Source organism: Synechococcus sp. OH30 (genome assembly GCF_047462175.1).
In the GTDB taxonomy this organism is placed as follows: Bacteria; Cyanobacteriota; Cyanobacteriia; order Thermostichales; family Thermostichaceae; genus Thermostichus.
Genome location: NZ_JANSIP010000004.1, coordinates 30583 through 43441, shown reverse-complemented (window position 1 = coordinate 43441; position 12859 = coordinate 30583). Strand labels below are relative to the sequence as shown.

The 12859-nt window shown below is 58.8% G+C and carries 13 protein-coding genes; 8 read left to right on the top strand and 5 right to left on the bottom strand.

Going from position 1 to position 12859, the window contains the following annotated elements:
* Positions 1-108 precede the first annotated feature (108 nt).
* The 5 genes from cfa (at position 109) to NW830_RS05865 (ending at position 4511) form a co-directional block, all read left to right on the top strand.
* Positions 109-1248, top strand: coding sequence for a cyclopropane fatty acyl phospholipid synthase (gene cfa / locus NW830_RS05885; protein ID WP_414362351.1), 1140 nt, complete (start codon positions 109-111; stop codon positions 1246-1248).
* 89 nt (positions 1249-1337) lie between these two features.
* Positions 1338-1781 carry a SufE family protein gene (locus NW830_RS05880; protein WP_414362350.1) on the top strand — a complete coding sequence of 148 codons (444 nt, stop codon included), beginning with the start codon at positions 1338-1340 and terminating at the stop codon, positions 1779-1781.
* Positions 1782-1794: 13 nt separating this feature from the next.
* Entirely contained in the window at positions 1795-2892 is a 1098-nt protein-coding gene (locus NW830_RS05875) for a metal ABC transporter solute-binding protein, Zn/Mn family (RefSeq protein WP_414362349.1), read from the top strand.
* Complete coding sequence (locus NW830_RS05870; protein ID WP_414362348.1) at positions 2889-3665, top strand: metal ABC transporter ATP-binding protein; 777 nt, start codon at positions 2889-2891, stop codon at positions 3663-3665. The genes NW830_RS05875 and NW830_RS05870 overlap by 4 nt, the downstream gene beginning before the upstream one ends.
* A 9-nt stretch (positions 3666-3674) precedes the next feature.
* Positions 3675-4511, top strand: a complete 837-nt coding sequence (locus NW830_RS05865) for a metal ABC transporter permease (RefSeq protein ID WP_414362347.1) — start codon at positions 3675-3677, stop codon at positions 4509-4511.
* Here NW830_RS05865 and NW830_RS05860 read toward each other — a convergent pair.
* Positions 4508-5290 (bottom strand): hypothetical protein, encoded by a 783-nt coding sequence (locus NW830_RS05860; RefSeq protein ID WP_414362346.1) that lies wholly within the window; start codon positions 5288-5290, stop codon positions 4508-4510. The genes NW830_RS05865 and NW830_RS05860 overlap by 4 nt on opposite strands.
* Before the next feature lie 142 nt (positions 5291-5432).
* On the opposite strand from NW830_RS05860, the gene NW830_RS05855 reads away from it, so the two are divergent.
* Positions 5433-6962 carry a leucyl aminopeptidase gene (locus NW830_RS05855; protein WP_414362345.1) on the top strand — a complete coding sequence of 510 codons (1530 nt, stop codon included), beginning with the start codon at positions 5433-5435 and terminating at the stop codon, positions 6960-6962.
* Entirely contained in the window at positions 6959-7429 is a 471-nt protein-coding gene (locus tag NW830_RS05850) for a hypothetical protein (RefSeq protein ID WP_414362344.1), read from the top strand. Before NW830_RS05855 ends, NW830_RS05850 begins: the two co-directional genes overlap by 4 nt.
* A 41-nt stretch (positions 7430-7470) precedes the next feature.
* On the opposite strand, the gene NW830_RS05845 is transcribed toward NW830_RS05850, so the two are convergent.
* A complete protein-coding gene (locus tag NW830_RS05845) occupies positions 7471-8391 on the bottom strand; it encodes a hypothetical protein (protein WP_414362343.1) in 921 nt (306 codons plus the stop codon).
* A 555-nt stretch (positions 8392-8946) separates the two neighbouring features.
* Positions 8947-10164: a hypothetical protein gene (locus NW830_RS05840; protein ID WP_414362342.1), complete on the bottom strand. Its 1218-nt coding sequence runs from the start codon at positions 10162-10164 to the stop codon at positions 8947-8949.
* Between the two features lie 1045 nt (positions 10165-11209).
* Here NW830_RS05840 and NW830_RS05835 point away from each other — a divergent pair.
* A complete protein-coding gene (locus NW830_RS05835; RefSeq protein ID WP_414362341.1) occupies positions 11210-11986 on the top strand; it encodes a hypothetical protein in 777 nt (258 codons plus the stop codon).
* A 90-nt stretch (positions 11987-12076) separates the two neighbouring features.
* Here the strand turns inward: NW830_RS05835 and NW830_RS05830 are convergent, their stop codons facing one another.
* Both NW830_RS05830 and rpsO read right to left on the bottom strand, forming a co-directional pair.
* Complete coding sequence (locus tag NW830_RS05830) at positions 12077-12511, bottom strand: photosystem II biosynthesis protein (protein WP_414362340.1); 435 nt, start codon at positions 12509-12511, stop codon at positions 12077-12079.
* Positions 12512-12544: 33 nt separating this feature from the next.
* Entirely contained in the window at positions 12545-12820 is a 276-nt protein-coding gene (gene rpsO / locus NW830_RS05825; protein ID WP_414362339.1) for a 30S ribosomal protein S15, read from the bottom strand.
* Positions 12821-12859 lie beyond the last annotated feature (39 nt).

Sequence of the window (12859 nt, the reverse complement as noted above, 5' to 3'; positions counted from 1 at the left end):
CAGGATCCCTTGGAAACAATTGGCAACAATTGGAAACGCGCTAGAGAGGCTACGCTTTAATGTCTAGTTGCCTTTACTAGGCTTTCCAGGCGCAGGGGGGTTCTGGGAATGGGGAAAGGCCTCAGCCTCTGGCATCGGCTGGCGCGCAGCTATGGACTTAGGCTTTTGGAGGCTGCCGATATAGCCGTCAATGGCTCGCGGCCCTGGGATCTGCAAGTCCACGACGAGCGGCTTTACCTGCGCTGCTTGCTCTATGGATCCCTGGGCTTTGGCGAGGCCTACCTGGAGGGGTGGTGGGATTGCGAGGCTATTGATGAGCTGGTTTGTCGTCTCCTCACCAGTCAGGCAGCCGAGCGAGTGGGCTGGCCAGTTCGGCTCCTGCTTGCCCTGGACAGTCGCCTCATCAACCGCCAGCGGGGTAAGGGAGCGTTTGTGGTTGGCCAGCGCCACTACGACCTTGGCCATGACCTCTACGAAGCCATGCTGGATCGCCGCCAGATCTACAGCTGTGCTTATTGGGATGGGGGGGCACAAACCCTCGACGAAGCCCAGGAAGCCAAGCTAGATCTCATTGCCCGCAAGCTGGATCTCCAGCCCGGCATGCGCGTGCTCGACATCGGCTGTGGTTGGGGCGGCACGGCACAGTACCTGGCCGAACGCTACGGTGTGCAGGTGGTGGGCATCACCGTCTCGCAAGAGCAGGCCAGGCTAGCCAGCGAACGCTGCCGCGGCCTACCGGTAGAGATCCGGCTGGAAGACTATCGCCAGACGCAGGGAAAGTTTGATCGGATCCTTTCTGTGGGCATGTTTGAGCATGTGGGCTACCGCAACTACCGAACATTTATGCAGGTAGCCCGTCGCCTTCTCAAAGAGGATGGCTTGTTTCTTCTCCACACCATCGGCACCAACGTTGCCTACCAGGGGCGGGATCCGTGGATTGAGCGCTACATTTTTCCCAACTCGATGCTCCCCTCGCCTCGGCAGATAACAGCGGCTTTCGAGGGCTTGTTTGTCCTAGAAGACTGGCACAACTTTGGGACCAACTACGTGGCCACCCTAAAAGCTTGGCACACCAATTTTGAGCGGGCATGGCCCCAACTGGCTGGTCGCTACGACGAGCGCTTTCGCCGCATGTGGAAGCTTTACCTGCTGATGAGTGCCGGCAGCTTCAAGGCCCGCGCCAGCCAGCTTTGGCAACTAGTCCTCTCGCCCAGGGGAGTAAGGGGCGGCTACCGCTCAGTGCGGTAGTTGTTTCCTCCCGCGCCAACCCCTTGGGCTCCCCAAGCCGCGTGCTACGATGACTTTTGATTATCATTCTCATTCAGGCAAGTGGGTTGATGCCCGAAGCTCTGCGGCAGATTGTCGGGCGCTTTCAAAAGGCCAAAACCTCTCGTCAGAAGTACGAGTTGCTGCTGGCCTATGCCAAGCGCCTGCCCCCTTTCCCCGATTCCCAGCGAACAGAGGAGAATCTCGTGCGGGGTTGTGCTTCGCGGGTGTGGCTGGCCACCGAGCTAAGGGACGGCAAGGTCTACATCCAGGGAGATGCCGATGCCCAGTTGGTCAAGGGCTTGGTGGCCGTTTTGGTGGAGGGGCTAAGTGGCTCAGCACCAGAGGAAATTTTGGGGGTTTCCCTGGAGTTTGTGCGGGAAATGGGCCTCAACTTCAGCCTTAGCCCTTCCCGCAGCAACGGCCTGGTGAGCATGTTTTCGCTGCTGCAGCAGCGGGCCTTGGCTTTCCAGAAGTCAGGCGCTTCCGACGCTGCTGTCTCTGTTGTCTCGTGAGGTGTTAGGGCTCATGGCTAATAACTCTCTGCGTTCGGCCCGACCCCTGCGATCACTGGCCTCGCTGGTGGCGGCCCTCTCGGTCGGGATCCTAGGCACCTTGCAGATGCGCCAAGAAGAGTCCCAGGCCCAGCAGGGATCCACCCCCCCGCAGGTGGTGACCACAATCCTGCCGATAACGCAATTTACCCGCGCCGTGGCCGGGAAGCGGGCTGAGGTAACGCCCCTGATCCCTCCCCAGATGGGGCCCCACGACTTTCAGGCCCGACCCGAGGATGCGCGCCTGCTGTCCCAGGCGGATGTGCTGGTGATCAACGGGTTGGGAATGGAGACCTTTTTGGAGGGATTGATTGCCAACGCCGGCAATCCGAAGCTGCGCATCATTGACAGCAGCCAAGGGATCCCGACTTTGCAGACCCAGGAGCCAGAGCATGGCCACTCCCACAGCCATGGCCATTCACATGGTCACAGCCACGGCCATGGCCATTCTCATGGTCACGGGCACTCTCACGGCAAGTTGAACCCCCACATCTGGCTAGATCCCAGGCGAGCCATCCGGCAGGTGGAAAATATTCGCGATGGCCTCATTGCTGTCGATCCAGAAGGGGCAGAGACCTACCGCGCCAACGCCGCTGCCTTTATCCAGCAACTGGAGGCTTTGGATAAGGAAATCGAGCAGCGCTTGGCCCCCTTTGCCGGCAGAAAGTTTGTGGTCTTCCACAACTTTGCCCCTTACTTTGCCGAGCGCTACAACCTCGAAGCGGAGTTCCTGGTGGAGATCCCGGAAGCCAGCCCCTCTCCGGAAGATGTGCGCCGGGTGATGGAGACGGTGCGGCAGTCGGGCCTAAAGACAATCCTGGTGGAGCCACAAGTGGGGAAGGACAACCCCTTTGAGGTCTTGGCCCGGGATCTGGGGGTACAAGTCCGCGTGTTCGATCCCCTCGAAACCGCTGGCCCAGAGGGGATCGAGCCGGAGTACTACCTAACCATCCTGCGGCAGAACGTGGAAAACCTAGTCTCCGCCTTCGAGAAAGAGAAGGCCTGGGTTCCCCTGCAGTTGCCCTTGGTGGGTCAGACTGCTCTCGAACACCTGCTGGCGAGGGGGCGATGAGCTTCCATTCTGGCGAGGTTGTCCTGCGGGTGGAGGGACTGACGGTCTATCGGGGATCCCAGTTGGCGGTGCAGAATGTCTCGTTTGAGCTGGCGGCGGGATCCCATACGGCCATTGTTGGCCCCAACGGCGCCGGCAAGAGCACCTTGGTGCAGGCCATCTTGGGCATCCTGCCCCGCCAATGCGGCTCGGTTTGGATCCTAGGGGAGCCGCTGCGCCTGTCAGGGTACTTGCCCCAGAAAGTGCGGCAGCAGCTTGCCTATGTGCCGCAGCGCTTGCACTTCAACCCCGCCCTCCCCCTAACAGTGGCGGAGTTTGTTGCCCTGGGCTGGGGATCCCTTAGGCCCCGCTGGCCCTGGCAGCAGCGAGCTGCTCGGCAGGAGGCCGTCAAAAAAGCCTTGCAACGGGCCGAGGCTCTGCACCTGGCCTCTAAGCCCCTGGGTCAACTGAGCGGCGGCGAGCTGAAGCGGGTGCTGTTGGCCTATTGTCTAGTCTGGCCGCGGCGGCTGCTGGTGCTGGACGAGGCTCCCGCTGGTCTAGATAGCCTCAGCGAAGGGGAGTTCTATCGGCTATTGGAAGAGCTGCGCCGCTCCCTGGGCTGGACCATCCTGCAGGTCTCCCACGACCTAGAGATGGTGTCCCGCTACTGTGACCGCGTGCTGTGTCTCAACCGCTCCCTGATTTGTCAGGGATCCCCTGAGGCGGCCCTGGCGCCGGAGATGCTCAGCCGCGTCTACGGCCCCGCGTTTGCCCGCTACATCCACCACCACTGAGGAGGGGCAATGCCGGAGACCTGGGCGCAGGTGGTGGAATGGCTGCAGTTGCCCTTCATGCAGCGGGCTCTCCTAGGCGGCATCCTGACGGGGGTGACGGGGGGGCTTTTGGGCAGTTTTGCCATCTTTCGGCAGTTGGCGTTTTTTAGTGATGCCTTGGGGCATTCGGCGCTGCTGGGTATTCTCGTGGGAGTGGCCCTGGGGCTGGATCCCACGGCAGTGCTGATGGTGTTTGGGGTGGTGTTTGCCGTGGGGGTGACTTTTGTCCTGGAACGCACCCAGCTTTCGGCGGATGCGGTGCTAAACATCATCTACTCCTCCTCCTTGGCCCTGGCCATCATTGGCCTTAGCCTGATCCCTGGCTACCGCGGCAACCTTAACCAGTTGCTGTTTGGGGATATTCTCGGCATCAGCCTGCCGGCCTTGTGGGTAAGCGGCCTGCTCCTGCTCTTAGCCCTGGGGTACATTGGGCTGACCTTGCCCGCCCAGATGCTGCTCACCCTGGATGAGTCGCTGGCGCGGGCGCGGGGGGTAGAGGCGGGCTGGCAGCGGCTGGCCTTTGTGGTGCTGCTAGCGCTAGTGGTGGCCCTGTCGATCCGCTCGGTGGGGGTGCTATTGGTGAGCGCCTTTGTGGTGATCCCTGCCTCGACGGCGCGGCTTTTGGCCTCCGGCTTTACAACCTATGTGCTGCTGGCCATGGGCTTGGGGGGCTTAAGCGCCGTGCTGGGGATCCTCCTCTCAGCCGCCTTCAACCTCCCCTCTGGCCCCAGCATTGTGGCCACCCAGTTGCTGTTTTTTCTCCTGGCCATGGGGCTGAAGGGGGGAGCGCAACTGCTGCGGCGCTAGCTGCCGGCCATTCCCAAAATTCTCTCTGGCAGAAGCTGGCCAAACAGGCGGCGGTAGCTCTCCGGGAAGACCTGGCCCATGAGGGTGGGCTGCTCGTAAACCCGCTTGAGGGTATTGAGATCCCGTTTGGTGATGGTGGGCACCCGCAGCAGGCGGCGATTGCCGGTAGCCGCTGCATGGTGGCCGCCGTACATCAGATCCCGCGGGTTGGGACTATGGCCCCACAGCCCCAGCCCATGGCCAATCTCGTGCCGGGCCACCGCCGTCACTTCTGCCAACCCCTGGCCTTCGGCAATGACAATGCGCACCCGCTGCTGCAGCGAGCCATCGGCGGCAAAGAAAAACTCAGGCCGGGCTGCCCCCGCTATCCCTTTGCCAATGGCAGGAACGCGGTAGATGCTTATCCCGTAGAGGGCCTCCTCTTCTTTGCCCACCACCTTCAGGGGGATGTAGGCCGACCACTCCTTTACCGCCTGCTCCACAAAGGTTTTCCACTGGGGGTGATCCCCCTGAATGTAGACAGGGACGGGGTAGAAGGCCCACTGGGCGTAAGCTCCGCCCGGCAGCAGCGGCTCGATTTCTTCGAAGTAGTCTCCCGCCGACTTGTCATAGGTGTAGCGGGCTAGGCCGGGGGGCAGCTTGAGGCGAACCGGCTGCGGCAGCTCTTCCAGGGGCCTCTGCGCCTGGGCCAGGGATCCCACCCCCCCTAGCGCCAGCGCCAGCAGCATTGCGCCGGCAATAACCCCAAGCTGAAGGATGGAACGCCGCCGCCAGGCCATACCTTGGTTTCCTCCCTTCCTGATTAAAGGCTATTGGCTAGAAAAGCCAACGTCGATGCCAGCCAAGGGATCCCCTGTCCTAGAAGTGGCGGAATTGGCTACACTGAAAATCTGCTGTCCCTAGCTTGGCCAAAGGTTTCCCATGCAGCTTCGTCTTGGCGAGCCGCCCCTAACACAGGCAGAATGCGCCTTGGTTTACTGCTTTGCCCCCACCGGCGAAAACGCCACCTTCTCGCTGCCTGCCGAGATTGCTGCCTTGGACGAGAAAGTGGGGTCGGGGCTGGTGGCGGAAGCGGTTCAAGAACAGAAGTTTCAGGGCAAGCCTAATAGCAGCCTTGCTCTGCGCCTGCCAGGAGCCATCCGCAAGCTGGTGTTGGTGGGGCTTGGGGATCCGGCTGCGCTGACACTGGAAGCGCTGCGGCGGGCCACTGCCAACGGTCTGCGCCAGGCCCACAGCCTTAAAGCTAAGCAGGTGGTGCTGTCCTTGCCAGAAACGGGGCTGGATCCGGTGCGGGCGGTGCAGGCAGTAGCCGAAGCCAGCCTCCTTGTGGCCCACCAGGATAACCGCTTTAAATCCCAGCCCAAGCCCGAGGAAGAGCGCGGCTTTTCCGTTGAGGAAGTCACCCTCCTGGTGCCAGGCCTGGCCCAGGCCCGCCAAGACTATGAAAACGCCCTGCAGCGGGCCACCGAGATGGCTGCCGGGACGATCCTGGCCCGCGAACTGGTGGCCGCCCCTGCCAATGTCGTCACCCCCCCTGCCCTGGCCGACACTGCCCGGCAACTGGCCCAAGACTACGGCCTAGAGGTGGAGATCCTAGGACGGGAAGAGTGCCAAGCCTTAGGCATGGGGGCTTTCCTCGGCGTGGCCCAGGCCTCAGATCTGCCGCCCCAGTTTATCCACCTCACCTACAAGCCCAAAGAAGGGGATCCCGTCGCCAAGCTGGCCCTGGTGGGCAAGGGCCTCACCTTCGATTCCGGCGGGCTGAACATCAAAACCGACTCCCGCAGCATTGCCATGATGAAAACCGATATGGGCGGAGCTGCAGCCGTCTTGGGAGCGGCCCGGGCCCTAGCTGCCCTCAAGCCGCAGGTAGAGGTGCACTTTATCGTCGCCGCCACTGAAAATATGATTAGCGGCCGTGCCCTCCACCCCGGGGACATCCTCACCGCCTCCAACGGCAAGACCATTGAGGTCAACAACACCGATGCCGAAGGCCGCCTCACCCTGGCCGATGCTTTGGTGTTTGCCGAAAAGCTGGGGGTGGACGCCATTGTGGATCTAGCCACCCTAACCGGCGCCTGCGTTATTGCGCTGGGAGAAGAAATTGCCGGCCTCTTTACCCCCAATGAGGCCCTGGCTCAAGAGCTGCAGCAGGCGGCCAACCTCTCTGGCGAAAAGATCTGGCGCCTACCCTTGGAAGAGAGCTACTTCGAGGGCCTCAGCTCCACCGTGGCCGACATGAAGAACACCGGCCCCCGCTCCGGCGGCTCCATCACCGCTGCCCTCTTCCTCAAACAATTTGTGGAGAAAACCCCCTGGGCCCACCTGGACATAGCCGGCCCGGTGTGGACAGAGAAGGATGCGGGCTACAACAACAAAGGCGCCACCGGCTACGGCGTGCGCACCCTGGTGGAGTGGGTCTTGGCGCGGCAGGCTGCAGCCACCTCTTGAAGAGATCCCGCCTGAGCACCCAGGTGCGGCTGGGGGGAGAAGAATGCTACCTGGGCCCCACCCCCGAGCGGGATGCCATGCTTTCTGCTCTGTATCTCATCGAAGCCGTCACCGAAACCGGCCAAGATCTGAGCGCCCTTTACCGGGCTTTGCAGGAACGGGAAGGATTTAGCTCGGTTTACCTGCGCCGCGACCTGCACCTGGCGGATCAAAACCAACAAACCCAGCTATTCCAACAACTGCAAGCGGATCCCCCCTCTGAGATTTTGGGGCAGAAGGTGATCAAGCATTTCGACAAAGACGGCTATAAGTTTACCCTTGCCGACGGCAGTTGGGTGATGATCCGCGGCAGCGGCACTGAACCTCTGCTGCGGCTGTACTCTGAAGTCAAAACTCTAGAAGCAGTCAATCATCTGCTGGATTGGGCAGCCGGCTTGGTCAACACAGCAGCTTCCCACCCCAGATAACTTTTGGAACCCCCTATGCCTTAGGGTTGCTGCAGTGCTGACTACTCGACTTTAATCGATACAAACTTCTGAGCCGAAATTGGCGGAACTGAAGAATCCGTAACCGTTATCAATGCAGAGAAAGAAAGGCCAATCGGAGGCTGGTTTGCTGCCGCTGGACATTGAACGGAAATGACCCCTGTGGATGTGTCAAAAAAGAAGGGAGGATTAGGTGCTGGCTCGGCTTTGAAAGTGAGTGGGCTTTTAACAGCGCCAGTAATGGTAACAGTTGGAGGCGCAGTGAGCTTCAAGTTAAGGTTAGTGCTACACTTCAAGGAAGTATCCTTATACTCAATTGCAAGAGTGGCGGGTGGTGGAGTCGGCAGAGCTTTGATTGCAACAGGGATCACAGCACTGAGGTCGGCAGTCAAGAAGTTGGTAGCCGTCGTCAGCGCGGGATTGAGCTTGATGGTCACCGATCCGGCAGCTTCGCCAGGCGTCAGGCGAACAACCTCGAATTCCTGAGGTCCCTTGTTGCCTTCCTTGAAGACCAGCGTGCTGGTCGAAATAGCAAACGACGCCCCTGGAACAAAAGGATTGGGAGTTCCACTCACATCCAACACAACCTGCCCACCAATCGGAGCAACTGGATTAAGGCTGACCGCTACTTTAGCAGAAGTGCCAACTGGCTGCTTATCATCAAAGGTGATGGACTCGGGATCAACGGTAATGCTAGGCGGCTCTTGCTGCTTTAAGGTCACCGGCACGGCAACATTCACGCTGCCCACCGGATAATTGGCAGCGGTTGTGGCCGGGTCGCGGGTAACTGTGATGGTGGCATTGCCCTCCTGTGTAGCCGGGATCAAACGCGTCAGCACAACCTTAGGTGTATCCGGGGATCCCGGTGGAAGGACAACTGTTACGAACGAGGCAGCTGTTGTGGAAACGCCTACCACCTGCGGGTTGCTGCTTTCTACCTTCAACACCAAGCTGCCGTTGGCCGGAGGAGCAGACGGCGTAAGCGTGAGAGTTTCTATAGAGCCAACAGTCGTCCCTGAGGCAAACGTAACTGCTGCTGGATCAACGCTAACTGTTTCAACAGGAAAGGGAGTAGGGGGAGGAGGAGGGAAAGGGGTAGAAGGAGCCGGAGTTTCTGCCTTGATGGTGGGGAGAGGAATAGGAGAGGGGATTGGAGGAATGGTTGGGGCTGCAACGGGAGTTTGGATAACAATTGTGGGAGCCGGCAAAGGGATCCCTGGTGGTGCTACGGGAGGTAGGCCCACCTCGGTACCACCAGTGGGCACGCTAGGAGTCTGAGGCGGAATGATCGGTCCAGGGACAAAGCTGGTGGCGTTCTTGTCCTTGGCTTGCTGGCAGCCAACCAAGCTGGCTGTGGTGAAGAAAACAGCGCCTACACTGCCCAAAGCCCGCGACCAATTCTTTCTAATCCTGATCCTCTTCACGTTCATTTCCTGCCACCCTCACTTACCAAAATAGGCATCACAAATCTGGCTAAAGTCGTCATCACAGGTTAGCCACTAGTTAACCACCAGATTGATGGGAGGAGCTGCGCTGGGCAGAGTCTGATTGTTCGACACAAACAGCAGCGGCAAGGTGTAGATCCCGGGAGCTGTTGCCTGAATAGAAACATTGACCTCGCAAGTGGCACCTGCCGCTAAGACTCCGCCTGAAAGACTAATGATCCTCGTCCCAGGTAAGGCACCAAGAACTCCTCCGCAAGTATTTGGATCAGCAAGGCCGGCGGGGGTGGAAGGATTAGCAACAACCAGCCCCTCAGGCAAGATTGCCTGGAAGTTCAGACCACTCAAGGGAATGGCTCCAGCCACTCGGTTATCGACCACAAAAGTGAGAGTAACAGGCGTGTTGACCGGCGCTGGATTGGGCAGTAAGAAGCGGGTAAACGAAGGCGACGGCCCTACAGGAACCGGCGTCGGAACAGGGGTAGGGCCTGAAGTCGGCGTAGGTACAGGCGGCAGGGGTGTCGGCGTCGGGGTAGGCGTTGGCTGAGGGAGATTGCTACAGGCTGGAATTGCAAAGCCACGAACTTCGCTTCGAGTTTCCCCTGGATTGAAAATCGAGTCGTCAACCCGTAAAACTTGACCAAAGCTATCTCGGATAGTTAGAACAAAAACAATGTCGTCCCCTGTCAGTATTTCTTCGCCTTCGATCCTTCTAATCGCCTTTGAAAAAATCCTCAAGTCCTCGAAAAACCTAGGGTCTGTTGGAAATGTATAGCTAAAGTTAAATCCGTTAGCGTCGGTGAACGTGTTGCCTCTTCCAATCAGCAGGTTCCTAAACTGGCTCAGGGCCTCGGGCCGGATTACGCCAGTAACATCCGTTCCGCAAGTGATATTCAAGACCTGAATGTCTACACTCGCAATCACCCCTCGGACAATCAGGTTGGTCAATTCCACTCTGTAAGAGATCGAGACAGGCTGATCGACATTGAAGCCGCCCCCTGGCCCAAATTGCGGCGGATCCGGCAGGTCGGGCTGAATGGGCGGCGGCGTGATAGGAGCAAAGTCTGGCCCAGGGCGGAAGGTGATGGGTGTGAGGTCGGGCGAGATCGTGGGGGCCACGGCCACGGGGGGAGGGGTGGATCCATCGGCAGTCAGGAGGGGTGGCAGACCGCCCGTAGTCTCGCTGCTGCAGGCAGTGGCGAGCGCTAGCGAAGCCCAAGTTACCAGAAGAGAAAGGCCGCCACGGCCAGGGCCTGAGCCAGAACGTCGTTTCATCGGGGAATTCTCCACTCACTCACACCACTTTCCAACAGCGCCCAGCCGGGATCCACTGAATCTGCCCCTATGCATGGGCAAGATTATGAGGGATCCCGTTTCAAAGGCGGATGCCTGCTGTTAGTTCTACTGCATCTTGGGGCGTTGTCAAGCAAGCGGCAAAGCAAATCCAAGAAATTTTTTTGGAAATGGCCCATCCCCTAGATATGGGGTATCATAGCCTCGAGCAGGGGCGGCCAGCTTACCTGTAGCGTTGGGGTTGGGTGCCTTTTCCTCCATTTTGTGTGTGGATTTCCCCAGATTAGGGTGTGTGAGGCAGTGCCGTATGAACTTCAAAGGTCGCTCATTGGCAGTTTTGTGTGGAGTCTTGCTCCTAGGCGGCTGCGGTCAAATTGACGAGTCTCCTGCCTTGCCGGGGCCTGTCCAGGTGGATCCCACGGCGTTTGTCTCGGCGCAGGAGTACCGCTTTACCCCCGGCTCAGTGCTGGAGACCACTAGCCTGCGGTTAGATTTCGTCAATCCTAAATTTGGGGGTTCTCCTGTCATCCCTGTTCGGTCAACACCAACTCAAGGGAGTGGGGCAGCCCGTCTGGAGGGCATAGAAGCCGTGCTCGCCCCCACAAACGACAACCGCATCGCCATTCGTATTGCCGAACGGGTTCCTCCACTTGAGGTTGTAGCTTTTGCCCCAAACGACGCCAGGCTGAGCACTCGCGTAGATCTTTCAACATCGAGCGGTCTTGCGTTGCTCTCCAGTGGCGTTGGTGACCGGCGCTTGAGAGTTAATACAACCTTTTCAGGTGAGGTAGTAATCACGCAGCTAAGAGAGAGAGTTTCAGGTACGTTGACAACATTAAGGCCTGACGGGACACTAGAAGTATTTGAGAGCAGAGAAGAAGTACAAGAACCCGTTCCTATAGGAAGGTTGACCCTCCGACTTACGAGAATTCTAGTTAGCAGATCTGGAGACCAGGTAGTTCTGGAGGGGCAGGCTTCTCTGACTACAAGGGTTCCTGGCGTTCTCAACGAAGTCACAGGCGAGTTTTTGGGTTCCACTGATCTTAGAGAAAGCAGTATCGACGTAATTTTACAGCAGGGATCCTTCTCCGCCAGCTTTGTGGTGCGGCAGCGGGGCGTGGCCGGCGATGGCACTCCTGAAGATGCCCTGACTCTCTTTGCCCGCCTGAACTTCCGCCCCAACCAGGCGGAGATCGTCTATCGTCCCACCCAGGTGGGTACGCAGTCGGTGCTATTTGCTCCGGATCCCACTCGTCCGAACATTCTGCCCAACCAGTTGGTGCGCATCCGGCGCCTCTTGAACGGTCGGGTACAAGCAGAGTTTGACCCGGCCAATGTCAGCACAGTCCTTAACTTTGTCCAGGTCAGCCCGCCGCCGCAACCTTTCCCCACGCCGATCCCGCAGTTACCTGTTCCTGAGCGTCCAGGTGCGCCTACAGCCTTCAATTATTTCTTCTCCTTGCGGACTGAAAGAGATGAAGAGGATGGAGAGGATGGAGAGGAAACAACTCCAGGGCCGGTTGTTTTGCAGGGCATTGTGCCCGTGACTGGCGATTTTGTCTTCCGCACCCTCGCCGGGGCGCAACTGGCTGGGCCGTTTAATCGATTTGACATCGGTGGCGGTACGCAAAGAGGGATTCTAAGCCTTGTCTTCGACTCAACGACTTCTGCCGACCGGATCTCTGGCCAGTGGTTCCTGGAACAAGAATTCCCCACGGACAATATAGAGACCACTCCAGTGGATTTCGAGGGATCGATCTTGATCATCCGCGGTTTCTTTGAGGGCGCGCAGGTGCGGCTCTAGCCCCAGCAGCCTATTTTGAACCCCCTCAGCCCGGCCCCCTGAGGCTGGGCTTGTATCTTGTCTAGGAAACTCCCCCAGCGCCCAAAGCAGCTAGGTCTCGTCAGCTTCTGAAGAGGCAGAGCTGCTTGTTGCTTCACGCCACTGCTGGAGGAAAATACCCAGGTTGCGGCGGAACTCACCAATCCCCAGCAGGGATCCAGGCTCTGGATCCCAGGAGGCCGAGAAGACACCGTAGCTAATGCCCAAAAAGCCAAGGCCAAAAAAGGCCAGCGACTCCACCAAAGTAAAGTAGGGGGGCAGGGCTATCACATGGTTGGTTAAAAGATAGTAGTTGACAACAAAGCTACTTAAGCCAAGCGTAGAAGGGATCCCGGAAAAAATGAGGATTCGCCGCACCATGCGCCGGCTTACCTCGGGAGGAATGACAGCAGCTCGATCTCCTCTGGCCGGCTGCTGCTCCACCTGACCAGCAGCTTGACTGGAGCGGCCTCGAGAAGCTTTAGAGTAGCGACTAGACTTGCCCACGCAGGTAGCTCCTCGACTGTGCTTTCTAGGTAGCTACTTTTTCACTCGAATGTTTAACCGTTCAACCAGCTCCTGAAAGCGCTCGGGAGAATGCTTGGCAATGTAGTTGAGCAGCCGCTTGCGGCGACCAATCATCATCAGCAAGCCGCGGCGGGAGTTAAAGTCCTTAGGATTTCTCTGCAGGTGCTGCGAGAGCTGGTTGATGCGGCTGGTTAGCAAGGCAACCTGCACATCGGCAGAGCCGGTGTCGGTGTCGTGTAGTCGATATTTCTCAATGATCTCCTGCTTTTCTTTCTGCAATAAGGCCATAGGACCAAAAGACAGCACACACTGCCTCAAAATGATAAC